The sequence below is a fragment of the Psychrobacter maritimus genome (genome assembly GCF_904846345.1).
GTDB lineage: Bacteria > Pseudomonadota > Gammaproteobacteria > Pseudomonadales > Moraxellaceae > Psychrobacter > Psychrobacter maritimus.
The window spans coordinates 162,398-185,873 of the sequence record NZ_CAJHAJ010000006.1 but is presented as its reverse complement, the minus strand read 5'-3'; the positions used below and the strand labels follow the sequence as shown (position 1 = coordinate 185,873).

20 protein-coding genes and 2 tRNA genes are annotated in these 23,476 nt (G+C 44.1%); 7 read left to right on the top strand and 15 right to left on the bottom strand.

The features are described 5' to 3' along the window. Nucleotides 1-58 precede the first annotated feature (58 nt). Both JMX50_RS09900 and JMX50_RS09895 read left to right on the top strand, forming a co-directional pair. Nucleotides 59-562, top strand: coding sequence for a flavin reductase (locus JMX50_RS09900; protein ID WP_201629422.1), 504 nt, complete (start codon nucleotides 59-61; stop codon nucleotides 560-562). Between the two features lie 217 nt (nucleotides 563-779). After that, on the top strand, nucleotides 780-1,604 hold the full coding sequence (locus JMX50_RS09895; protein WP_201629402.1) for a sulfite exporter TauE/SafE family protein: 825 nt from the start codon (nucleotides 780-782) through the stop codon (nucleotides 1,602-1,604). A gap of 152 nt (nucleotides 1,605-1,756) precedes the next feature. On the opposite strand, the gene glmS is transcribed toward JMX50_RS09895, so the two are convergent. From glmS to hisF, 7 genes are all read right to left on the bottom strand, one after another. Continuing rightward, entirely contained in the window at nucleotides 1,757-3,601 is a 1,845-nt protein-coding gene (glmS, locus tag JMX50_RS09890) for a glutamine--fructose-6-phosphate transaminase (isomerizing) (RefSeq protein ID WP_201629401.1), read from the bottom strand. Between the two features lie 257 nt (nucleotides 3,602-3,858). Beyond that, nucleotides 3,859-5,241, bottom strand: a complete 1,383-nt coding sequence (gene glmU, locus JMX50_RS09885; RefSeq protein WP_201629400.1) for a bifunctional UDP-N-acetylglucosamine diphosphorylase/glucosamine-1-phosphate N-acetyltransferase GlmU — start codon at nucleotides 5,239-5,241, stop codon at nucleotides 3,859-3,861. A 233-nt stretch (nucleotides 5,242-5,474) separates the two neighbouring features. Continuing rightward, nucleotides 5,475-6,065, bottom strand: a complete 591-nt coding sequence (locus JMX50_RS09880) for a phosphatidylglycerophosphatase A (RefSeq protein ID WP_201629399.1) — start codon at nucleotides 6,063-6,065, stop codon at nucleotides 5,475-5,477. 3 nt (nucleotides 6,066-6,068) lie between these two features. Continuing rightward, nucleotides 6,069-7,109, bottom strand: a complete 1,041-nt coding sequence (gene thiL / locus JMX50_RS09875; RefSeq protein ID WP_201629398.1) for a thiamine-phosphate kinase — start codon at nucleotides 7,107-7,109, stop codon at nucleotides 6,069-6,071. Nucleotides 7,110-7,111: 2 nt separating this feature from the next. Then, complete coding sequence (gene nusB, locus JMX50_RS09870) at nucleotides 7,112-8,269, bottom strand: transcription antitermination factor NusB (RefSeq protein ID WP_201629397.1); 1,158 nt, start codon at nucleotides 8,267-8,269, stop codon at nucleotides 7,112-7,114. A gap of 349 nt (nucleotides 8,270-8,618) precedes the next feature. After that, the gene (gene ribE, locus JMX50_RS09865) at nucleotides 8,619-9,149 is read right to left on the bottom strand and encodes a 6,7-dimethyl-8-ribityllumazine synthase (protein WP_201629396.1); all 531 of its coding nucleotides are present in this window, start codon (nucleotides 9,147-9,149) and stop codon (nucleotides 8,619-8,621) included. A gap of 190 nt (nucleotides 9,150-9,339) precedes the next feature. After that, nucleotides 9,340-10,122, bottom strand: a complete 783-nt coding sequence (hisF, locus tag JMX50_RS09860) for an imidazole glycerol phosphate synthase subunit HisF (RefSeq protein ID WP_201563983.1) — start codon at nucleotides 10,120-10,122, stop codon at nucleotides 9,340-9,342. A 180-nt stretch (nucleotides 10,123-10,302) separates the two neighbouring features. Between hisF and JMX50_RS09855 the strand changes: the two genes are divergently transcribed. Genes JMX50_RS09855 through JMX50_RS09845 form a run of 3 tightly spaced genes read left to right on the top strand, consistent with a single transcriptional unit; the run spans nucleotide 10,303 to nucleotide 12,760 of the window. Continuing rightward, nucleotides 10,303-11,490: a homoserine kinase gene (locus JMX50_RS09855; protein ID WP_201629395.1), complete on the top strand. Its 1,188-nt coding sequence runs from the start codon at nucleotides 10,303-10,305 to the stop codon at nucleotides 11,488-11,490. A gap of 49 nt (nucleotides 11,491-11,539) precedes the next feature. Next, the gene (locus JMX50_RS09850) at nucleotides 11,540-11,851 is read left to right on the top strand and encodes a hypothetical protein (RefSeq protein ID WP_227671010.1); all 312 of its coding nucleotides are present in this window, start codon (nucleotides 11,540-11,542) and stop codon (nucleotides 11,849-11,851) included. Then, nucleotides 11,852-12,760, top strand: coding sequence for a class II glutamine amidotransferase (locus JMX50_RS09845; protein ID WP_201629394.1), 909 nt, complete (start codon nucleotides 11,852-11,854; stop codon nucleotides 12,758-12,760). 34 nt (nucleotides 12,761-12,794) lie between these two features. On the opposite strand, the gene JMX50_RS09840 is transcribed toward JMX50_RS09845, so the two are convergent. Together JMX50_RS09840 and JMX50_RS09835 are read right to left on the bottom strand one after the other, a co-directional pair. Beyond that, entirely contained in the window at nucleotides 12,795-13,346 is a 552-nt protein-coding gene (locus tag JMX50_RS09840; RefSeq protein ID WP_201629393.1) for a YchJ family protein, read from the bottom strand. A gap of 45 nt (nucleotides 13,347-13,391) precedes the next feature. Next, on the bottom strand, nucleotides 13,392-14,108 hold the full coding sequence (locus tag JMX50_RS09835; protein WP_201629392.1) for a metal-dependent hydrolase: 717 nt from the start codon (nucleotides 14,106-14,108) through the stop codon (nucleotides 13,392-13,394). A gap of 114 nt (nucleotides 14,109-14,222) precedes the next feature. Between JMX50_RS09835 and JMX50_RS09830 the strand changes: the two genes are divergently transcribed. Beyond that, nucleotides 14,223-15,236: a DUF3025 domain-containing protein gene (locus JMX50_RS09830; protein WP_201629391.1), complete on the top strand. Its 1,014-nt coding sequence runs from the start codon at nucleotides 14,223-14,225 to the stop codon at nucleotides 15,234-15,236. Between the two features lie 451 nt (nucleotides 15,237-15,687). Continuing rightward, nucleotides 15,688-18,495: an aconitate hydratase AcnA gene (gene acnA, locus JMX50_RS09825; protein ID WP_201629390.1), complete on the top strand. Its 2,808-nt coding sequence runs from the start codon at nucleotides 15,688-15,690 to the stop codon at nucleotides 18,493-18,495. Between the two features lie 53 nt (nucleotides 18,496-18,548). On the opposite strand, the gene JMX50_RS09820 is transcribed toward acnA, so the two are convergent. The 6 genes from JMX50_RS09820 to gltX all read right to left on the bottom strand — a co-directional run bounded on the left by JMX50_RS09820 (nucleotide 18,549) and on the right by gltX (nucleotide 23,323). Next, nucleotides 18,549-19,889, bottom strand: a complete 1,341-nt coding sequence (locus JMX50_RS09820) for a HEPN domain-containing protein (protein ID WP_201629389.1) — start codon at nucleotides 19,887-19,889, stop codon at nucleotides 18,549-18,551. Between the two features lie 70 nt (nucleotides 19,890-19,959). Further along, nucleotides 19,960-20,613: a LysE family translocator gene (locus JMX50_RS09815; protein WP_201629388.1), complete on the bottom strand. Its 654-nt coding sequence runs from the start codon at nucleotides 20,611-20,613 to the stop codon at nucleotides 19,960-19,962. Nucleotides 20,614-20,848: 235 nt separating this feature from the next. After that, a tRNA-Glu gene (locus JMX50_RS09810) sits at nucleotides 20,849-20,924 on the bottom strand. A gap of 157 nt (nucleotides 20,925-21,081) precedes the next feature. After that, a tRNA-Ala gene (locus tag JMX50_RS09805) sits at nucleotides 21,082-21,157 on the bottom strand. Nucleotides 21,158-21,279: 122 nt separating this feature from the next. Next, nucleotides 21,280-21,657, bottom strand: coding sequence for a hypothetical protein (locus JMX50_RS09800; protein WP_201629387.1), 378 nt, complete (start codon nucleotides 21,655-21,657; stop codon nucleotides 21,280-21,282). A 136-nt stretch (nucleotides 21,658-21,793) separates the two neighbouring features. Then, nucleotides 21,794-23,323 (bottom strand): glutamate--tRNA ligase, encoded by a 1,530-nt coding sequence (gltX, locus tag JMX50_RS09795; protein ID WP_201629386.1) that lies wholly within the window; start codon nucleotides 23,321-23,323, stop codon nucleotides 21,794-21,796. Nucleotides 23,324-23,476 lie beyond the last annotated feature (153 nt).

Sequence of the window (23,476 nt, the reverse complement as noted above, 5' to 3'; positions counted from 1 at the left end):
CTCAGTTATCAATGTACATACCGATTTAACATTTAGGATTGCAGCAATGAGTAAAGATGTGATTGAAGCAACCGACTTTAGAGATGCCATGTCTTTGTTGACGACTGCCGTCAATGTAGTCACCACCAAAGGCAGTTCAGGTGCTCATGGGTTTACTGCCTCGGCGGTATGTAGCGTTACCGATACACCGCCAACCTTGCTGGTCTGTATGAATCAAACGGCTCGCTCACATGCTCATTTTCTTGAAAATAAAACCTTGAGTGTTAATGTGTTGGGCGCACAGCATGAACCTATATCCAATGCTTTTGCTTCTAAATTATGCTCAGAAGAGCGCTTTGGGCACGGTGCTTGGACGACATTAGCTACAGGTGCGCCTATTTTAGCAGATGCATTGGTCAGTTTTGACTGTGAGATTGAGGACATTCAGCAAGTTGGCACGCATAGTGTCTTTATGTGCCGAGTTGTCGCCATCAAACAAGGCTATCAACAAAAAAGTGCTGATGAAAGTTTGGTGTATTTCAACCGCGCTTACCATCAAGTAGGTCAGGTAGAAATCATTTAAGCTGACTTCCTGACATTGATTATCTAATGGTCATTTAACTATAGTCAGCTCAATATCAAGCCGATACAGTGAAACTGGAATGAATTTTTTGTAGCCTCTGTCGGCGTAGGCACAGCAAGCTAGAAAAATTTGTACCAGTTTCACCTTGTCAGATAATGTATCCATGTTATTTAGCATCGACTATAAAACTATCATTTAACCGAGAAGTAGCTATCCTGTGGAATTAATCATTTTCTTAATAATAGGCGCTCTAGCAGGATTTGCTGCGGGGCTTTTTGGTGTGGGCGGTGGCACGATTATCGTACCACTGTTATTTATCGTCTTTACCCAAATGGATTACAGTCCTGACAGTATCATGCATTTGGCGTTAGGTACGTCGCTGGCGACCATCATTGTCACCTCTATCAGCTCGCTCATGGCGCATAATAAAAAGGGCGCCGTCATGTGGCCGGTCTTTAAAAACCTAGCACCCGGCTTAGCGATTGGCTGTTTTTTAGGGGCAGGCATTGCAGGACAGATATCTGGGCTGTATCTTCAGCTTATCGTCGGGGTGTTTTTGCTGTGGGTCGCTTATAAGATGTTTTTCGGTGGCAAAAAACAAGTCGTTAGTCATGCTAATGATGTCGCTGGCTCTAATACAGAACTGCCTTCAAAACCTAAGCAGCTAGCAGCAGGCGGGGTGATCGGTATCGCTTCTGCCATTTTTGGTATTGGCGGCGGTAGCTTAACCGTACCTTATTTAACGCGTTACGGTGTGGTCATGCAAAAAGCCGTTGGCACGTCAGCAGCGTGTGGCTTGCCCATTGCCGTTGCTGGTGCATTAGGCTTTATGATTTTTGGCATGCAGCAACAAGTTGATGTGCCCAATACCGTTGGCTTTGTCCACATTTATGCCTTTTTAGGCATTAGCATCATGAGCTTTTTCACTGCGAAGCTAGGCGCGAAAGTTGCTCATATACTATCACCAGAGCTTTTAAAGAAATGCTTTGCGGTATTGTTGACCGTGGTGGGATGTTATTTCCTTTATAAAGGATTAGTTTGAGCATAAAAAAAGCCCTCACTGCGGTGTTAAACAGCAGCAAGGGCTAATAGTTGAGTCAATAGGAGGATACTTTATTACTCAGTATGAATCTTTATTACTCAGTATGATACTTTATTACTCGCTCACAACAGATATTAGTTAATTAGCAAACATTATTCGACTGTTACTGATTTTGCAAGGTTGCGAGGTTGATCGACATCTGTACCGCGCATCACCGCCACATGATAAGACAACAGCTGCACCGGCACGCTATAGACGATAGGGGCAAGCGTCTCGCACACATCAGGCACATAAACCACGTGCATTCTATCTTCTGCAACCATCTTGCTTTCTTCACTGGCAAATACAAACAGCTCACCGTGGCGCGCGTGTACCTCTTGCATGTTGGCTTTTAGCTTATCAAACATACTGTCTTTGGGTGCCAACACCACGATAGGCATGTCTTTATCAACCAATGCCAATGGGCCATGTTTCAGCTCGCCTGCTGCATAGCCTTCGGCGTGAATATACGAGATTTCTTTTAGCTTTAGCGCCCCTTCTAAGGCAATAGGGAACTGTAAACCACGACCTAAGAACAAGCAGCTTTTCTTATATTCAAAATGCTCACTCATGACTTTGATAGGTGCATCAAGGTTCAAGCTGGCATGTAGTTGACCGGGTAATTGTTGCAATTGACCAAGTAAGGTCGTTAGGTTTTCGCCAGTCATACGCTCTTGTACGACACCCACTTTTAAGACGAGTAACATCAAAGCGGCAAGCTGAGTGGTAAAGGCTTTGGTAGAAGCAACGCCAATCTCGGGGCCTGCAAGCGTTGGTAAAAAGATATCCGTCTCACGTACCAAAGACGATGTCGGTACATTACATAAGGCTAAGCTAACTAGCCCTGTTGGTGTATGCTTTTGAATATCACGTAGCGCCGATAAGGTATCCGCCGTTTCACCAGATTGCGAAATACAAATAACTAGTGTGTTATCGACGACAACCGGATTGCGGTAGCGGAATTCACTAGCAACCTCAACCGAACACGGCACACGAATCAGGCTCTCAAACCAATATTTTGCCACCAAACCTGAGTGATAACTGGTACCACAAGCGATGACTTGGACGTGTTTAATACCTTTTAATTGCGCTTCATGACGCTGTAAAAAATCATCGCGTAATTTAGAGGTTGTACCGTTATCAACTGCCATCTCCACGGTTCTTCTGACAGCATCTGGCTGCTCGTAGATTTCTTTGAGCATATAATGCTTAAACTCACCTTTATCGGCATTATGCTGCGCGGCATCAATTTCATGTATCTCACGCTTTACTTCGACACCATCGGCGTAAACCTGAATGCTACTACGCGTCAATTTGGCGATATCGCCTTCTTCTAGATACATAAAGCGATTGGTGACCGGTAATAGGGCTAATTGGTCAGAGGCGATAAAGTTCTCGCCGATACCCACACCGATGACCAAAGGCGAGCCTAGACGGACGGTAATCAGCTCTTCTGGGCAGTCGATATGTACAATACCAAGGGCAAAAGCGCCATGTAATAAAGGAATAACGGCGCGCACCGCTTCTAATAAATCAGGCGTTGTTTTGTAGATGTCATTGATTAAATGGGCGACAACTTCGGTATCCGTTTGCGAGGTAAACTCGTAGCCTTTAGCAATCAGCTCTTCTTTTAGCTCGGCATAGTTTTCAACGATACCGTTGTGGACGACAGCGATTTTACCTGATACGTGCGGGTGGGCGTTACGCTGAGCAGGTTCGCCATGCGTTGCCCAACGTGTATGCGCAATACCAATATGACCATCGAAAAATTCAGGATTGACTGCGACAGCATCGACCAGCTCTTGCACTTTACCCACTTGACGCTCGCGATGGAGCTCACCATTACGAATGACAACCAAACCAGCGGAATCATAACCACGGTATTCTAGGCGCTTAAGACCCTCAAGTAAGATATTGGCGATATTACGCTCAGCTACTGCTCCAACGATTCCACACATAACTATTCCTTAAATTCGATGTTTCATGTTTTGATTGTTCAATGCTTAGATGTTTTACGATTATATTCAGTTATCAAATAATAGAACTTTATATTAGGTCAGTGCGCGGCTTTTGCGCTAACAATCCTGACGCTATAAATATAAGGAAGCAGCATCACAAAGATTGTCATGCTGCTTATTATTATTTAAATTAAATGGTGTCTAAATTAAATAGTGTTTAAATGAACAGTTTTCAACGTGCTTTTGACTGACCATTACTATTTTGATTTTTTAGTCGGACGCTGAAAGTCATCTTTCTGGGTTTGGCGTGCGCGACCAAAGGCTAATGCTTTACTATCGACATTTTTAGTAATCACGGAGCCTGCGGCAACCGTAGCTGTATCACCAATGGTTACGGGCGCAACCAAACTGGCATTAGAGCCGATAAACGCATTATCTTCGATAATGGTTTGTGATTTATTTACGCCGTCGTAATTACAGGTAATGACACCCGCGCCGATATTGACGTCGGTGCCGACCGTTGCATCACCAACGTAGCTTAAGTGATTAACCTTGCTGCCATGACCAATCGTAGATTTCTTAATTTCGACGAAATTACCAACTTTACTATTGTCAGCCAATACCGTTTCAGGACGCAGATGGGCAAAAGGACCAATATCAACGCCAGCACCAATCTCAGCGCGATCAATCACGCAGTAAGGTTTGATATGACAGGCGTTACCAATACGGGCGTTTTTAATCACGCAGCCTGCTTCGATATAAACGTTATCGCCTAAGACGCAGTCGCCCTCAAACACCACCCCAACATCAACAAACACATCTTGACCGGCAGTTAAGGTGCCACGAATATCAACGCGACTCGGGTCAGCAAATTGCACACCGGCTTCTTGCAGGTCTGCAACCAGTTTGCCCTGCCATGTGCGTTCTAAGCTGGCAAGCTGTTGGCGGTTATTGACGCCTTCAATCTCAAAGGTATGCTCAGGCTCAATCGCAACGATATTAATGCCTTCAGCGACCGCCATTTTAACGATATCCGTCAGATAGTATTCTTGCTGCGCATTGTCATTAGACAGCTTTGGCAGATATTTATGCAATAACGCGTTATCAACGCAGTAAATACCGCTATTAATCTCTTGAATTTTTTGCTCATCGGCGCTGGCATCTTTTTGCTCGACGATGGCTGCGATATTGCCGTCTTTATCACGTTTGATACGACCGAGGCCAAAAGGATTGTCTACTGTCAGCGTCAACATCGACATACCGTCAGTATTGGCAGATTTTAATGCCGTTAACGTCTGGCAGCTGACCAATGGCACATCACCATAAAGAATTAGACTTTGCCCTTCTTTTGGCAAATCAGACAGCGTCACTTTTACCGCATGTCCTGTTCCTAACTGCTCAGTTTGGGCAACCCAAGTAATAGGCAGATGCGCATATTGCTCATTAATATCTGCTTGGACTTGCTCGCCACCAAAACCATGAACGATGATGGTGTCATCAACGGTTAATTGATGACAAGTATCAAGGACATGACCCAGTAACGACTTGCCAGCCAGTGTCTGCAGCACTTTTGGCTTGGCCGACTGCATACGCGTGCCTTTGCCCGCCGCGAGGATAATTACCGAAAGAGGAGATGTCATAATAGCCTACAAATGTAACAAAATATAAGAGTGGATTATAGCGTAAATCGTCATTTAACCAAAATGCTATGTCGTGACATCTTTGTAACCTCGATTGCTTGTGATTGGCTTATAAAGTCCTTAGCAATTGGCTAGCGTCAAAAATGCAGCATTAAAAAAGCGGGCAAGTCAAAAAAGACCATGAGCCATAAACAACGATGGATTATCAAAGAAAATAAGATTTAACAGCGTGGCTAATTGGCTAATTGAAGAATAGTGGTATAAATAATCACCCAAACGGCTGCCGCCATGATGCCAGCGATAATATCATCGAGCATAATACCTAGACCGCCTGCGACTTTTTTATCTGCCCAGCCAATCGGTGGTGGCTTAATAATGTCAAAAAAGCGGAATAATATAAAGGCAATAATAATGGCAACAATAGAAGAGGGTTGAGCGATATTTTGCCAAAAATTACCGTCAGCGATACCCATATAAGACAGCGGCAGCAGGGTGAGCCACATACCGGCCCATTCATCCCAAACAATGTGAGGGTTATCATGACCGCCCATCAGCTCTGAGGTACGACCGCATATAGAATTACCAAGCAAGCAAGCTAAAATGGTAATAATCAAAAACGGCACGAACCCTAAGCTCATAAGCGGTATCGCAACGATTAAACCGCCAACCGTGCCCCAAGTGCCGGGTGCACGGCGCGGCAGACCACTTCCTAAGCCAATACCAAGCCAATAAACCAAACGGTCAGGCAGACTCGCATTGGCGGGTAGCGGCGGGCAATCATTGGCTTTACGGATATCAGGCTTAGATAGGTTGTGATCAATCATGGGCTAACCTGCAAAATGTTGATAACCCGTCAGATTGGGCCAAGTAGAAAAGGGGGCAGGATGAGCCGGTGTGACTGGCTGTCCTTGATAAAAAATCTCTGGTCGTACATTCTTAGCAGCATCTGTGTCGTTTACAGCTATTACTTCACCGATACAGGTAACAGGCGTGTTGCTACTATTATCAATCGGTGGCTCGATATGGGCAGGCAAGGTAAAAGCCAGCTCATAATCATCACCGCCCGCCAGCTGACATAATAAGCGTTCAGTTAACTCGCTGCTTGCCAACGCTTGACTGGTAGGTAGCTGCTCAAGATGAATGCGCATACCAACGTTACTTTGCTGGCAGATATGACCAAGGTCTTGATACAGACCGTCAGAGATATCTATCATTGAAGTTGCACCAAGCTTGGCTAGTGTTGAACCTAGTTGAACACGCGGCGTTGGCATATGCAATCGATGGGCAAGCTCTACGCCCTGAGCATTGTCAGGGTGCTGTAAAGCATAAGCGGCATCGCCAAGCGTGCCTGAGACATAGATTTTATCGCCGACTTGCGCGCCTGAGCGGTACACAGCTGGTGTGTTTACATCAAGTAATCCTTGCGCGCTGACACTCAGTATCAAGCTATCACTGCGCGTGGTATCACCGCCAATAAGCGTCACACCAAATAGCTGGCAAGCGTGAAATAAACCTTTGGCAAACTCAGTCAGCCATGGCTCATTCACCAAACGCTCAGGTAAGGCTAATGCCAATAAAATACTATGCGGGGTTGCGCCCATCGCGGCAATATCGGAGACGTTGACTGCGATAGCTTTATAACCGATGGCAAAGGCGAGCTTATTCACTTGCTCCCAATCAGCGCTAAAGTGACGACCTTGAACGAGCGTATCAATACAGCTGACCAAGCGCGCGCCTGCAGGCAAGCTCATGACCGCGGCATCATCACCAATGCCTTTATCAACATTGCCTTTATCGACATTGCTGGACGATGGCGGTGCAGCTTGCATTTGGGAAAATATACGCTCAATCAGCTCAAACTCATTCATGACTAGTCTTTACTTTTTGCATCAGTATCATCTGACGCAATGTTATCTAAGTTGTCTGACGTAGTATTATCTAGCTCAGTATCGTCTAACTCAGCATTATCTAACGAGCTGCTATCTGAGGCTTCTTCTGAGTCAGCACTAACGATATTAGAGTCGTGTAGGGCAATATCGGCGGCGCTATTGTTCTCATTGCTGGCGTCATTGCCATCTGCGCTACTATCTGCATTGCTGCCCTCGACACTGACATTATCAGCCGACGTGCTTTCTGCGACAGGATTTTCATTAACGATAGGATCGGCAACAACGACATCTTTTGCCGCTTCGTTTTGCTTACTTATCTTATAATCAATGATATTTGCTAATGCTTTACTGGCGCTATTGCGTTTAACACTGGCATTATTGGCGCTGATACGTGGTTTGTTTGAGCCAGTTAACGTGCTGTCGAGATCAGATTCAGCAGTGCTTTCACTAGCTTCTTCAACATTCGCAGATTGAGCTTCAGACTGCTTAGTCTTAGATTGAGTCGCCGCTTTTTGTGACGTGCGTAGATTGACTTTGCTATCTGCGTCTACTTCAAGCACACGCAATTCAACCGCCATTTTATCAAGGACAGCATTAATCAATTTATGCGCGTCCGTAGCGCCAAAGTGATTATTCAGCTTCATCGCCTCATCCAGCACGACTTTATACGGAATCTCTAAGCGGTTTTGTAGCTCATAAGCACCAATTAATAAAATGGCGTGCTCGACGGTATCAAGCTTATCGATTTCACGATCAAGATGCTGACTGATTAGCGCATCAAGGGCGTCAATTTGCTCTGGAATATCGCGCATCATTTCATGGTAATAGCCGATATGTACGGTATGCATGGCATTGGTCGCACGGGTACGGGCAGCGATATCATGCGGGGCATTGGCTTTCCAGCCAAGCTTGCCATCGATATCAAAACGGCGGTCAGTAACGAGCCATTCGTATAGACCTTGCATGGCAAAGCGACGAGCCTTGCGCACCGCGGTGTGGCTGGTCTTATAAGTGGTTTCACTCATATCGAAGGTTTGATCGCCCGCACTACTGCTTGCGATACGCGTCGCTTCAGCTTGTCCATCAGTGAGTTGTGCGGTTTGCGCAGCGCTAATAGCGCGCTTGAGTTGGTCAGTCATAAGGGGTTTGTACCTAGGTTTTAAACAAATATGTGATAAGCAACTATGGGATAAGCAATAGCATAAGATATGTTAAATAGTAATCGGCTGACAGCTATGACAGTCGAGTGTTGCAGCGGCGCTTGTTAGCGCCGTTTACAATGTTTTTTAAAGCACTGTTCTTTGTAGTATTATTTTGTGTAGCATTGTTCTTTGTAGCAGTGACACTGTGGCTATTTATAACAAACAATAGCTTATAAAAACCACAGTGCCCATTAAGCTGCTTAAATAAGCAAAAACACTCTATAAAATGACGGTTTAATTAAGCGTCACCCTTAAGCATCGTCACTATTATCTAAGCATTGTCTATCTAAGCATTGTCGCTACTATCATAGTCATCATCAATATCTAATTGTGATAATACCGCAATCATCTCTAACACCACCATCGCAGCTTCTGAGCCTTTATTACCGGCTTTGGTGCCAGAGCGCTCAATCGCTTGCTCGATGCTGTCAGTGGTCAATACGCCATTGGCAACAGGGATATTATAGTCGATAGCGACACTGCTTAAACCTTTGGCAGATTCGCTGGCGACAAAGTCAAAATGCGGCGTGCTACCACGGATAATCGCGCCTAACGCAATGATAGCGTCAAAGCGGTCAGATTCAGCCGCGCGCTGGGCAACCAATGGCAACTCAAAGGCGCCCGGTACGCGAATCACGGTAATATTGCTACCCAAAACGCCATGACGTAGTAGCGCATCGATTGCACCATCTACCAATGATTCAACGACAAAACCGTTAAAACGACCAACGACGATACCGATACGCGCATCTTGATTTTGATGTAAATTACCATCGATATGGGTCACATCATTGCGCTGCTGTTGTAAATTCGACATAAAAATATCCTTTGCTGAATGGGCTTTTAATAAAATATAGGAGTCTAAATATAACGCTGGGTTCAAATCGTTTATCTAACCGGTTAATTATCCGTTAAATAAGCCATTAAATGAACGAAAATCAAATGATAAGAAGTAGTTAGCGCTATGATAACATTTTTTACCGTTGCATTTGTATTTTACAAAGGCGTTATAAGCGCATTGCTATGCCTTGTGCTGCCATATATTCTTTGGCTTCTTGCACCGTATATTCACCAAAGTGGAAAATACTGGCCGCAAGTACCGCATCAACGCCGCCTTCTAATACGCCTTCTGCTAAATGTTCTAAATTGCCAACGCCACCTGAAGCAATAACCGGTACATTAACGCGGCTGGTAATCTGCTTCATAAGTGCCAAATCATAGCCTTTTTTGGTGCCGTCACCATCCATTGAGGTGACCAATAATTCACCAGCGCCAAGCTCCGCCATTTTGATGGCCCAAGCGACGGCATCGATACCGGTTGGCTTACGACCACCGTGGGTAAAGATTTCCCAACGCGGCACAATAACACCATCAACCGTGATATCTGCAACGCGTTTGGCATCGATAGCCACAACGATACATTGATTGCCAAATTTCTGCGCCGCTTCCCCAACAAATTCAGGGGTAAATACCGCAGCAGAATTAATCGCTACTTTATCCGCGCCCGCATTGAGCAAGTTACGAATATCAGCGATTTTACGCACACCGCCGCCGACCGTTAGTGGGACAAACACGGTTTCTGCCATACGCTCAACGGTATGATAGGTGGTATCGCGCTCATCATTGGTCGCCGTAATGTCTAAAAAAGTAATCTCATCAGCGCCTTGTTCGTTATAGCGTTTGGCGACTTCAACGGGGTCGCCGGCGTCTTTGATATCGACAAACTGCACGCCTTTGACCACACGGCCATTATCAACATCCAAACAAGGAATGATACGCTTTGCTAACATAGGGTCTTTCACCTTATAATCAATTTATCCGTAAGCGCTAGTCTAGCAAAATCGCCGCCATATCAGGCAGCTTTTCGTAAGATTATTATGCTTTTAACCAAAGTTTGCTCATGCGCGGTACAATCACTGTCATTACCGTAGCCATTTACCTTCTTATTCCATTGCCATAAGTGAGATGTCATGTCCGTCTATACCCAGTTAACCGATGATCAGTTTGCCGCTTTTTGCCAGCGTTTTGGCGTGTCTTTCGCGCGTGCCATTCCGATTACCCAAGGTATCAAAAACTCTAACTGGTTTATTCAGACGACTGACGATGTAGATGGCGCGCACTCTTATGTATTTACCTTATTTGAAGAGCGTCCACCAGAAGACATCGAAAAAATGGCGGTTATCCTCAATCAATTGGATGGTAAATTACCGGTCGCCGCGCCGTTAGCATTGCTTGATTTAGGCGCTGATAGCGCAGAAAAATGCTATGTCATTCATTATGACAATAAAGCGATTACGCTAGTGCCTTGTTTGGCAGGCGCGCATCCACAGCAAACCACACAAGCGATGTGCCATGAGATTGGTGCCGCTTTAGCCATGCTGCATGAGACCTTACAAGCATTACAGCCTGCGGAAGAATATGGCGTACCTTTATATCCATGGGCGGATGTGCGCGACCGTGAAATGCAGTTTATGCCCGGTGACGAAGCCAAGCTCATGAGCGATATTTGGCGCGCTTACTCAGATTTGCCGCTTGCGACTTTGCCAAAAGGCTTATGTCATTTAGACATGTTCGCTGATAATACCTTATGGGACTTATCGTTAAATAATAGCCAAAAAGGCGCAGAGCGCTTAACGGGATTGCTAGACTTTACCGAAGTCAGCGTTGAGCATTATGTGATGGATATTGCCATTACCATTAATGATTTTTGTACCACCTGGGGCGATGCCGAGCAGGGCGAAACCGTCAATTTTGATCGCAGTAAAATGGCGGCATTTTTGCAAGGCTATGAGTCCAAACGTCAGCTTGGCGAAGATGAAAAACGTGCTTTACCAGTGATGCTCGCCAAAGCGGCGGTGATTTTTTGGCTATTGCGTTTGAACGTTATCCACTATAACCGTACCGAAGGGCGTACTGGCGATAATATTATGGTCAAAAACCCTGACCTGATGAAACGCTTAGCTGCTTATCATTGGTCGCATGTTGAAAAAGCGCAAAATACGGTCTTTGTATTGTTAGATAATCAATCAGGGGCGCAAAAAAACACTCAGATAATCGGTATTTTTAGCAATATCACCCAAGCTGAGCAAGCACGTGATAAATTAAGTAATAGCAGTGATTTTGCAATCAAAGAATATACGCTCGACCAATTAGCATAGATTGTTATTGTTCGACCATTCCTGTATCAAAACCATAAAGGCGGATCCCATGACCGATCAAGTTGATAACTGGCACAAACTGGCACGCTACGATACCAATATGCAAGGCGAGCTGCATGCCAATCTGCTGCGTAATAACGGTATTACGGTGTCTCTGCAACCGCTGAGCGCCATGCCCGGTATGAATTCTGGGATTGTGCTGTGGATACAGGATACTGATTTGGCGCATGCGCAGCGTATCTTGGCGAATATTGACACCGATGGGGCCACGCCTTATGAGATGTTTGATGAAGCATCAGAAGCTACTCTAAACCCTACTTTAAATCCTGCAAAAGACGACAATAACGGCGGTGAAGTATAAATGTGTCAACTCTTAGGAATGAACTGTAATACCCCAACCGATATTGGCTTTAGCTTTGCAGGCTTTCGTCGTCGCGGCGGCATGACTGACAGTCATGAAGATGGCTTTGGCATTGCGTTTTTCGAGCGCAGTGAATGCGCCAATAATGATAAAACAGCCAATGCCTCGACTGGTCTGCGTCTGTTTCATGACAATCGACCAAGCCATTTATCGCCTGTTGCTGATTTGGTTAATAATTATCCGATTAAAGCGATGAACGTGATTGCCCATATCCGTAAGGCGACCCAAGGGCAGAATTGCTTGGCGAATACCCATCCTTTTGTCCGTGAAGTGTGGGGCGAGCAGTGGGTATTTGCTCATAACGGGCAGATGAATAGCGAATTTATTAAACGCTGTCAGCGCCTGCAAGACAATGGCAATGCCTCACATTGCCAGCCAGTCGGTAATACCGATTCTGAAATGGCGTTTTGTTATCTCGTTAATCGTCTGAAAAGCAGCTTTAAAACTCGCCCAGATGATCAAACGCTGTTTAACTTTTTGACCACCCAATGTCGCTACCTTTCTGCCAACGGTTTGTTTAATTGCCTGATATCAAATGGTCAATGGCAATTGGCTTATGCTGGCAGCTTACTGTTTTATCTCACGCGTCAAGCGCCATTTGGTGAAGCAAAATTAGCAGATGACGATTTAGCCATTAACTTTAGCGATGTGACCACAGACACCGATAAAGTTACGATTCTAGTTACTGTGCCATTGACTGAAAATGAAAAGTGGCAGCAGTTGGCAGTCAATGAATGCCTGATATTTCAAGATGGTGATGTCATTTATAAAGACAGCCCAAGCCAGCGTAAGTTTTTGACCGTTGAGGAAGGAATTGCGGTAGCACGCGCGGTTGGAGCGAGTGTTTAGGGTCGAACAATAATTAATATTGGTTAAATGTCAGTTAGATATAAGCGCCACAACAACGCTTAAATTTCTCACCTGAGCCACAAATACATGGCTGTTTTTGGGTGACAGTCAATTCTACTGTTGGGTCGAGGAAGTACCAACGCGCATCATTATCAGCTTTGTTTTTTGTTTTTACAAAAGCAGATAATTCATGATGCGCCTGTAATCCTTCAGGCGTCTTGAAGTAAGCTTTAAACTCAACTTGGGCATGGCGTTTACCCAGTTTTGGCGTATGCGTAATGATCTCTAATCCTGCCCAGTCCGTCTCTTTTGCCCAAGACTCAATAGCCTTGATATCAAGTAATGCTTGCTGTGCGGGTAGCGTAGTCTTGACGATGTATTCTGGTTTAATCAAGACAAAGGCACTATAACGCGACCGCATCAATCGTTCAGCAGAGTCTGGCTTTGCACCGTCAATTTTATCAGCTTCGTTATTTAAAAGCCCGTCATGATAAGGCTGACAGCAGTCTTGATAAAGTAGCGGCGCGCTAATGTCATCCGATGATGGATTGATTTGGCAAGGGCAGATTGGTAGGGAAATTGGCATTATTTACTCGAGTTATTATTCATTTTTTTAATGGTTTTATAAATTTCAATTGAGCCAGTTTTTTATCAATTCTGGCCATAGGCCGAGTTTAAGCTTCGCCCAAGGTGCGGGGTCCCGTAGCTGCTGCCAAAACTCATCAAACGGCGGCGCAAAATATACCAAGAGCGCAAGCATGACGTACAGTAGCAGATACCACCATTTGTCTTTATGCTGATAAAACTTCATCGCTGTACCCGATGAGCGCTTCATTTTCATATTGGACAAATTCACACTATATAGCTCATCCAATGCCAAATGTACCATGGCGCCGCCAAATAAAAACAAGCCGTAAAACCAGCTAACCGTCAACGGTAAGTTTAAAATATCGTAGCTGACATAGGTCATTCCAAGCCCCATTATCGCCATATAGGGAACCGAATGAATGACACCGCGATGCACGGTCATATTAGTAAAAATCGAAAACACCACATAACGCATAAATCCATAACCTGCTAGCCATAACGCTATCAGCGCCAGTAAACTCAGCTCACTGCGCCAATGCATCACCAGACCGAAGGCAAAAATAAACGAGGTAATATTAAAACCAAGTTTAATCGGCGTCGAGTTATCGGAATCCAAATCAGGTAACAGTCCCCCGATGGTTCCGAGCGCCACGCACATCAAGAACCCTGCATCATCAATCAATCCGGCTTTATAAACCGTTAGACTCATCGTACCGCTGACCATGAATGCAACATTTAAGTGGGTGTTAAAATTTGCCATAAAAACTCATCAATAAGTAGCGCGCGAAAACGTTATTTCGAGCGGCTTGTCTAGCCGTAAAAAAGCGCTCCATGATACCATAGCCACGCCAGTCGTCTAATAGAGATAGTGAACATGACCGCTACTGATTTACCTGCTAAGCCTTATCCAACTGCTTCTTCTGACGCTTCTATTAATGACCCGTCTGCATGCGATAGTCAGCTTGATGACAGCTTTGCTGCTATTGACTGGCAAGCGCCATGGCTGTGTCACTTAAATCAGTTAGGCTATATTAGTAAAGCCATCACAAAGCTTAGCTCTTTAAGAGATGACTCTGCTCAGACAGATAGAATTGAAAATACACCTGATATTATTGCTAAAGTTTTAAATACAGCGTTGCAGCAACAGGCTGATGACCTACTTCAGTCATTACCGCAAACCAAACCTGCACTAAACAATCAAGCCCAAACCTTACAATTTGTCTCGCAAAATGCGTTGCCGGAAGGTGAGGCGTACGAGAGTTTTATCGGCACGACTGGTAATATTCCAACCCGCGATAACTTGCATGATTTATTTAACGGTAGTATTTGGCTAACCTTTCCCAAGACCAAAGCATTACTGAATTATTATCATATGCTTGAGATTGAGCAGCAAGGTATTGGTGCCAGTCGCGGGCGTGTTCGCGATACCATTACCGTATTTGATGAAAATGGCGCGATTTTAGTGACAGCAGAGCCTAGTATTGGTGAGGCGTTGATTGATTTTGATTGGCAGGCAAGTTTGGTTGCACCGCGTGACAAGTGGGATAAGCCACAAGCGCTAAATAGCGACTCTCAGGCGGCAGTTTATATCTTTGGTCATGCACTGTTAGAGAAGCTACTTCAGCCGCGCAAGGCATTATGCGCCCATAGTATCGTGATAAATGTCACGCAAGATTTTTTTGCCTTATCGCTATCTGAGCGCATTAGTCACTTGGATAAAAGAGTAGCTGATTATATGGAGGCGTTATTATCACAGCCGGATGTGACACCGCGCAAACTGTCTCCATTACCCATTTTGGGTGTGCCGCACTATTGGGCAGAAAATGCCAATTCGAGCTTTTATGAGGACAGCCAAGTCTTTCGTAGCGGTCGTCGCCGTCAAAAATAAAAGATAAGTTCATACCTTGCCAGTTAACTGTTAAACCTTAACCGCTAAAGCATGGACGCACTGTCGCGTTTACGATTGTGCCACGATTCAACACCATCTAGACGTTAACAAAGGGCGGGTTATTTGTTATGGTAAAAGGGCGTTACTGTTAAACGCTAAACAGATGCTTATAACTTTTGTTAACGTCGCTGTATTAATAAAACCGTTATTAACACAGGGTTTGTTAGAGTAAAAGCACATTTGGCTATGGCACTTAGCTATTGTGAAACATTTAGCGCTTGTTAGTAATTAAATATAGCCATTCAATTTAACAAAGCCATTTAATTTAAGAACAACTAAACCACCATCTATTTAGCCACCAGTTATCAGCATAAATGCTTATTGATTGATAGTCATATTAGTTCAAGAGTCATTTATGTTCAGGATCTATAACAACGATAAGGAAGCTACCATGAGTGATATTTTTAATGTAAAAGACACCATTTCGGTCGATGGCAAGGAGCACGCTTATTACAGCCTGCCAAAGCTGACCAACACTTACGAGAACATCAGTAAGCTGCCATTTTGTATGAAAATCGTCTTAGAAAACCTATTACGTAATGAAGATGATGGCCAGTCTGTCGGTAAAAATCACATCGAAGCGGTTGCCAATTGGGACGCAGGTGCAGAAGCGTCAAAAGAAATTGCCTTTATGCCAGCGCGTGTTGTCCTGCAAGATTTTACCGGTGTACCATCGGTGGTCGATTTGGCAGCGATGCGTGATGCAGTCGTTGAGCTTGGCGGTAACGCTGAGCAAATTAACCCGTTTATCCCAAGTGAATTGGTCGTTGACCACTCTGTACAAGTCGATGCCTATGGCCGCGAAGATGCACTGGATTTAAACGAGAAAATTGAGTTTAAACGTAACAATGAACGTTATGAGTTTTTACATTGGGGCAAAAATGCCTTTAAAAACTTTGTCGTCGTGCCACCAGCAACCGGTATTGTGCATCAGGTTAACCTTGAATATCTAGCCCGTGTGGTCATGGCTGCTGATGTCGACGGTGAGCTGACTGCGTATCCTGATACCGTGTTTGGTACGGACAGTCACACCACGATGATTAATGGTATTGGCGTCCTTGGTTGGGGCGTCGGCGGTATTGAAGCGGAAGCGGCAATGCTTGGTCAACCATCATCGATGCTGATTCCACAAGTCGTTGGCTTTGAGCTGACGGGTAAATTAACCGAAGGCGTTACTGCGACGGATTTGGTATTACGTGTGGTTGAAATGCTACGTGCGCATGGCGTGGTTGGTAAGTTCGTCGAATTTTACGGCGAAGGTCTACACAGTATGCCACTTGCTGATCGTGCAACCATTGCCAACATGGCACCAGAGTATGGCGCGACTTGTGGTATTTTCCCGATTGACCAAATGGCGATTGATTATCTACGTCTGTCAGGTCGTGAAGAGAGCCAGATTGAGCTGGTTGAAAAATATGCCAAAGCGCAAGGCTTATGGCACGATGCCGATACGCCAGCAGCGACTTACTCAAGTAAGTTAGAGCTAGATTTATCATCCGTACAGCCAGCACTTGCCGGTCCGAACTTGCCACAGCAGCGTATTAACCTATCTGATATGCATGAAAAATTTGGTGAAACCTTAACGGCGATGACCAAAGACCGTAAAAAAGAAGTTGAAGCCAAGGTACGCTTTGACGAAGAAGGCGGCAAGCAAGATCAAGCAAAAACGCTCGCGGCAAAACCCAATCCTTTCTGCGCGGAAGGCAGTACTTATTGCACGGTCAAAATCGAAGACGAAGAGTATAGATTGCGTGATGGCTCTGTCGTTATCGCGGCGATTACTTCTTGTACCAATACCTCAAACCCAGCAGTGATGATAGGTGCAGGTCTGGTTGCGAAAAAAGCCGCTGCAAAAGGTCTAACGGCTAAGCCATGGGTTAAGACTTCACTGGCTCCCGGCTCAAAAGTGGTGACTGATTACCTTGAAAAGTCTCAGCTAATGGATGAGCTGGAGAAAATTGGCTTCTACCTAGTTGGTTATGGTTGTACCACTTGTATCGGTAACTCAGGTCCGCTATTAGGTGCGATTGAAGAGGCTATCGAAGAAGGCGATTTGGTTGCCGCAGCTGTACTCTCAGGTAACCGTAACTTTGAAGGTCGTATTCACTCACACGTCAAAGCCAGTTATTTGGCGTCACCACCGCTCGTTGTTGCGTATGCGCTGGCAGGTACTGTCGATATTGACTTAACCACCCATCCACTAGGTCAGGATAACGACGGTAATGATGTCTTCCTAAAAGATATCTGGCCAACGTCAGAAGAAATTAATGAGCTGATTGCCAATAATATCGACGCCGATATGTTCCGTAAAAACTATGGCGAAGTGTTTGACGGTAGTGCCGCATGGAACGCCATTAGCTCAGCTGATAGCCAGCTGTACCCATGGAGTGAAGAGTCTACTTACATTAAGAATCCACCGTTCTTTGATGGAATGACCATGGAGCCAGAAGGTATCCTCGATATCGAAGGCGCGCGTATCTTGGGTCTATTCGGTGATTCAATCACCACTGACCATATCTCACCAGCCGGTAATATCGATGCCAATTCTCCTGCGGGTAAGTACCTGCAAGAGCGCGGTGTAATGGAAGCCGACTTCAACAGCTATGGCTCACGCCGTGGTAACGATGCAGTCATGACGCGCGGTACGTTTGCCAATATCCGCATCAAAAACACCATGATGGGCGGTAAAGAGGGCGGCTACACTTATTACTTCAACGGCGATAGCGCGACGCTACAAGACGGTCAAGAAATGGCCATCTATGATGCGGCGATGAAGTATAAAGAAGAAAAGCGTCCGCTCGTGGTACTTGGCGGGGCAGAATATGGTTCTGGCTCTAGTCGTGACTGGGCCGCGAAGGGTACGATTTTGCTCGGCGTAAAAGCGGTATTGACCAGCTCATTTGAGCGTATTCACCGCTCAAACCTAGTCGGTATGGGTGTGTTGCCATTAACCTTTAAAGACGGTGAAAATGCCGCGACCTATAATTTAGACGGTTCTGAAGTGCTTAGCATCACAGGCCTGAATAATGGCGAAAGCAAAACCGCCAAGGTTACGGCCACACGTGCCGATGGCTCAACTGAGAGCTTTGATGTCAATGTTATGCTACAGACGCCAAAAGAGCGCGAATACGTGCGTCACGGCGGTGTATTGCACTATGTGCTACGTCAATTGGCAGCTGAGAGTAAAAATGCTGCTTAATAATTGATTAGATTTAATATGACAAAAAGCCCAATCGTGATGATTGGGCTTTTTTATGGATTTTTCTTCTGCTTATATTTATGGTCTTTACCAATCTCAATTAGTTCAGCATATATATACCTTAATTTACTCTCGTTAACTGAAAGCTCTAAACCTGCTTTATCAAACAATATACAAGTAGAAAGTATAGTGCGGTAAGCTAATTGAAACGGATTAAAATCTAGTGGTAAGCTATATGATTTATATAGACTTCGAGAACCGTGGACCAAGTTTGATCTGAGGTCATATATTTTGCTCAAATCACTCTTCCATCTATCTAGATCACCATGATAAACAGCAATGGTACAAGCTATACGATTACAGAAATTATTTGTTATATCTTTATCAGATAAAGTGACTAATCTTTCCATCGCAGTGACAAGTTTAATAATTTGAGAGTTTTCATTATTATCTTTTGCTGCCTCTCCAAACCAGTAGAATGCGTCAATTAAGCGGTCTGCTAAGCACTCTTTGCTATTGATAGAGCTTGCATGATTAGCAAGCTTGCTTATAACAGTTCCTATATCAGACTTTAAGTCTTCTTCGAATAAATCCCAAAATCCCTTTAAATCCTCATTGAACAAATAGGAGCCTTCAATCCAGTAATCATCATTGCTACTAGCTATATAATGAGTAGTATCTTTATGAAAAGGATGATTCAACAATATTATTTGATCGGCTTTATAGTGATAGGATGTGGTGAAAACTCTAATAACACCATATATGAAATTCGCGACATTCTCTGCTCTGTGCTTACTAAGATTGCTAGAGCTCTCTGGTATAGGTATATGTAATAGACAATTGAAGATATCTTCATTACTCTTTATAAAGAAACGATAATGGTCATCCTCTTTGACTTTAGCGTAAATGCTATCTTTATGAATTATTTTTAAGTTCCCAATATTTATTTCTTTTTCAGGGCTCAAACCAACTGCATTAAACGGAAAGAAGTAAGTAATCTGCTTCCTACTTCTCTTCGCTCTTTTCTGTGCCCTTGCGAGTAATTTCATACAGCCGGGTGAATCAAAACTACCATTATTCTTTAAATGTATATATATGGAGTTTCTAATCTCAGTTTCTAAATCAAGTACTGTTACACCTTCAGTAAGTCTATATTGCCTTTTGGCTATATTCTCTAATACTCTCTGAGCAGCTGATGAAAAATTGAATTGGATTAACGTGTGATCAATTTCACCTATGTCTTGGGGTGGTTTTAAAGAAGAAACTATACAATCAATATCATTGTAAAAATCACTTTTATATAACTCAGGATCTAGTCTAGATAATTTATTAAGTCTTATTGCTTCAGTTATAATGAAGTTCAAGTCTTCAATATCTTGATTAGCAGCGCTCATAGATTTATACCTTAGCTAATATGGATGACTAGCATGCCTTAACCCACATAAATAATTTAAAAACGTTTATTTAACCCTTCTCAGTCAACAGTTTAATCCCCAAACCAATAAACACCACACCGCTTATTTTATTTAAAATCACTTCGATAGAGGGGTTCTTTCTCAGGTTTTCACTAAACTTCGACGCTAGTAATGCTAAGCAGGAGCACCATATAAAGCCAGTAACAGCAAAGGTCAATCCTAAAATGATAAACGACACCATGCTATAAGCATAACTGGCATCGATAAATTGAGGGAAGAATGCCAAAAAGAATAATGCGACTTTTGGATTAAAGGTATTGGTGAGTACACCTTGTTTATATATTTGCCAATGATCTAGAGTCTTAGCGGACGAAGATTTTTCGTTTTCTTGTAACCTCTCGGCTATCAAAGGCTGCTGCTTGCTCATAAGCATTTTTACGCCCAAATAACATAAGTAGCTAGCACCGATATATTTGACGATCATAAATGCCAGTGGAGAATTGGCCAAAATGATGGACAAGCCCAGCGCTGCTAACAATGTATGGACTAAAATGCCTGAGATGATACCTAACACAGAATAAAACCCTGCTTGGCTACCCTGTGAAATGCTACGGGTGATGATATACATGCTATCGCTACCAGGGGTTAGGTTTAGCAAAATGGCGGCCATGACAAACCCTAGATAATTCTCAATACCAAACATAGCCAATACATCCTTGTGATAGCTTCAAATATCTATAGTTTATAGAGCGCCATTACCTTGCATTCTATCAATATTCCCAAGGACTTATACAGCCTTGATAGCCATTTTTAAAAACCACAGACATAAAAAAGCCCAGTCACCATATGATGACTGGGCTTTTTTATTGTTCGCTTATTAGTCTAACCTGATGCTTAAAAGGTGCTAAGCAAAAGTGCTAATAAGTGACGCCGAATAGTGGCGTCCCCAGGGGGATTCGAACCCCCGTTACCGCCGTGAAAGGGCGGTGTCCTAGGCCTCTAGACGATGGGGACGCATAGAGTGTTATAACCAGTGGTTACAACGGTACTTCACAATATCAGAGAGCTTATCTATTAATAACAGAGCAAGCTGTGCCTAGGTGCTGATATCGTCCTACTAGCGAGTATTTATATCAAGTTTCAGTCATACTGAGCGTTGCGATAAATAGTATGGTGGAGCTAAACGGAGTCGAACCGTTGACCCCTTGCATGCCATGCAAGTGCTCTACCAACTGAGCTATAGCCCCTCGCTAAGAGTGTGCGTATTTTATGTAAGACCGGCAGTCTTGTCAACTGCTATTTGAAAAATAATGCATAAATATGCAAAAAAAAGCGTTTAAAGCCATTTTAGCTGCTTAATAAGCTTAAATTAGCGCGGATTTTGCTTGATGGCAATCTCTTTTAGGGCTTTATCGGTAAAGAATTCTTCTTCCGTACAATTAGAGCTGCTGTCAGAAAAAATGATGGCACAGCATTCCGTTGGGATATATTGACCACCTTTTTCTCGGACAGTACTTATACCTTTAAAACCAATAATGTCAGAATTGTTTAATTTATCTAAATTCTGCTTGGTGTAATGACAGTAAGTGCTATATATCCATTTTAAATCTTCAAAGTCTTGACCGGTTGTCAGGGTAAGTTTTGCGTTATAAAGCTCTTTTACGATCGCATCATAGTAATTCTGCGCTTCTTTGAGGGTATTAAAGACATAATCTTTGCTTTCGATGGTGACGGTTTTGGCGGCCATATTTATATCCAATGAAGGTGTTGAATTTTAAATGCTGAGATTAACGTAAAAAAGGGTCAGTATTAGCCTGACCCCTTTTTATTATTTATTAATCCTATTTTTAATTAAAAATTGCAAAAACTATTCAGCTGCCAAACTATTTATCAGCTAAGAAGTCTGGCAATTCTGCTGCTTGTTTCTCAAGTTTCTTCAGTTTCTTTTTACCAAGGCCACCCAGTACATCAACCGCATGGCGCAAGCGCGTCAGGGTCATATCAGCGCCGATGATTGCCATAGAATTCATGACAGGCGTCGATGAGGTGCTACCAGCGATAGCGATAAAGAACGGCGCCATAAAGTCACGCATCTTAATATCAAGATGGGCGGCAAGACCTTTTAGGGTGGCGTAGATGTTTTCTTCTGACCACGTTGGCAAGGTTTCTAGCTGCCAAAGCGCCAGTTGCAGCATCTCTGTAATTTGCTCGGGCGTCAGTGATTTATGGGTAAAGCTCTCAGCATTGATAGCAGGTAAGTTTTGGAAATAGAAACCGCCCCAATTGACCGCATCAGACAGTAACTCGATGCGAGGCTGAATCGCCGCTGCGATAGCGGTTAGCTTGTCACTGTTGCTTGCCCAGTCGAGGATTTTGTTTTTGAGTTCTTCTGGCGTTAGCGCACGTAGCCATTCGGCGTTAAGCCAATTGAGCTTTTCGATGTCGAAAATAGGACCGCCAAGTGACACACGCTGAATATCAAAGCTGGCAATCATTTCCTTTAAGGTAAATTTCTCCGCTTCGTCAGGCATAGAGTAGCCCATACGACCGAGGTAGTTGAGCAGCGCTTCAGGTAGTACACCGGCATCACGGTAGTAGGTGATAGAAGTTGGGTTTTTACGCTTAGACAGCTTTGATTTATCAGGGTTACGTAGCAGTGGCATATGGCAAAGAACCGGCATCTCCCATCCAAAATACTCATAAAGCAGCTGATGCTTAGGTGCAGAGTTGAGCCATTCTTCGCCGCGCAACACATGGCTGATGTCCATTAAATGGTCATCGACGACGTTGGCTAGATGATACGTTGGCATGCCGTCGGTTTTTAGCAGCACTTGCATATCGACTTGCGTCCAAGGAATCTCAACCGTCCCACGTAGCATGTCTTGTACCTGACAGACGCCTTCGGTAGGCACACGCATACGAATGACGTTTGGTTTGCCCTCAGCAACCAATTGCGCAGTTTTCTCTGGGGCTAAATGGGCACAGCGACCGTCGTAACGCGGCGTTTCGCCATTGGCCATTTGCGCAGCACGCATGGCATCAAGCTCTTCACTTGTACAAAAGCAGCGAAACGCATGGTCGTTTTCTATCAGCTGCTCGGCGTGTTTTTTATAAATATCGCTACGCTCGCTCTGACGATAAGGCGCATGCGGACCGCCGATATCTGGACCTTCCGCCCAGTCAAGACCAACCCAACGTAGCGCATCTAAAATCATTTTTTCAGATTGTTCGGTTGAGCGCGTTTGGTCGGTGTCTTCAATACGTAAAATAAATTCGCCGCCGTGGGCTTTAGCAAAGGCTAAATTAAATAGCGCGATATAAGCGGTGCCAACATGTGGAAAGCCAGTCGGTGAAGGCGCGATACGAGTACGGACAGGGCGCGTGCTGTTAGTTGAAGTCGATGATTGCATCATAAAATTCTCAGAATAGGGTAGTTAATGAATATGGCAGTGAAAAATGGCGGTTAAAAGTATTAATAATAAATGTGCATGACAAGTTTGAACAAAAAATACGGCACAAACAATAGCCGTCAAGGTAGAAAAATAGCGTAAAATATAGCGCTAGTA